This is a genomic window from Corynebacterium sp. MSK204 (genome assembly GCF_030229885.1).
Lineage (GTDB): Bacteria > Actinomycetota > Actinomycetes > Mycobacteriales > Mycobacteriaceae > Corynebacterium.
The window spans coordinates 1-1,325 of sequence record NZ_JASPGQ010000047.1; the positions used below are offsets into that span (position 1 = coordinate 1).

Below are 1,325 nucleotides of genomic sequence, written 5' to 3' on the forward strand. Positions count from 1 at the left end.
TGGGGTTGCCCGCAAATCGTGGACACGTAGTAGAGCTACCTAGCGGTTAGGCAGCGATTTTTTCTTCGTTTCTGGTTTGGGTGATGTGATTTTCGAAATCGACAGGGCTGACCATCCCAAGGGCGGAGTGCCGGCGCCGACGGTTGTAGACTACTTCAATCCAGTAAGCCACAGCCTGACGCGCAGTATCGCGGGTTGCCCAGCGTTTCCGGTCGTAGAACTCGGTCTTAAGCGTCGACCAGAACGACTCGGCCATCGCGTTATCGAAACACACCCCAGTGCGCCCTACCGACTGAGCAACCCCTAGGTTGCGGCACACGTCCCAGAGCTGCTCGCTGGTAAATTGTGTTCCCCGGTCAGCGTGAAACACCAGCCCCTCAGGAACATCACTACGCAGTGTATGTGCCATCCGCAGCGCTCGTTCGACCAGGTATGTATCTTGCACGCTATCCATAGCCCAGCCCAGTACCCTGCGGGAATGACCGTCGCGAACTGCGCATAAGTACAACCAGCCCTCGCCGGTGCGCAGGTAGGTAATGTCCGACATCCATACTCGATTGAGCTCGCCGGTATCAAACATGCGCTTTACCAGGTCAGGAAGAGCAGATTTACGCTTAGATTGAATCGTTGTCACCGGCACAAAAGCACGCGGTGAAATCCCTTCAATGCCCATCAGACGCATCCGCTTGGCCACAGTCTTGCGATTCACACTGATCTGGTAGCGCTCACCTAGCTCTGCGGTGATCCGCGGAGCACCATAGACCTCATCGGAGTCTTTCCAAATCTGATGAATCTTGCGATCAACATCATCGTAAAATGATGCACGATCATCCTTACCGGTTAAGCGTTGCTGCTGTATATGGGTCCATTTGTAGTATCCAGACCGAGATACCTTCAACAAGCGTGCCATGCGCTTGATGCTGTAGTTAGCCTTCTCCTGCTGCATTAATTCGAACTTTTCTCTTCGCGTTGCCTTAAAGCGAAGAAGGCTGTCGCTTTTGACAAAAACTCATTATCCATCTTGGCTTCTGCCAGCTCACGACGCAGACGAGCATTCTCCGCACGAAGATCAGCCTCGCTTAATCCATCGGAAGATCCTTAGGCGTTGACGCTCATTTTTTACCCATCGGCCTAAAAGACCAGGTGCGACACCAATTTCTTTCGCTACATGAGCAATTGGGCGCTGCGATTCGATTACCAGGTTCGCGGCTTCGCGTCGATACTCAGGTGTGTATTTCTGGCGTTGTTGACTCACAATGAACATCCTCTCTTACGGACACAAGATCCGCACTAATCGGGTGTCCACTAAACGAGGGTAACCTCAG

The 1,325-nt window shown here is 52.8% G+C and carries 1 pseudogene; it reads right to left on the reverse strand.

The annotated features are described in order from the left end of the window. Positions 1-46: 46 nt before the first annotated feature. Positions 47-1,264, reverse strand: a pseudogene (locus QP908_RS11715) (IS3 family transposase). Between the last annotated feature and the right edge of the window lie 61 nt (positions 1,265-1,325).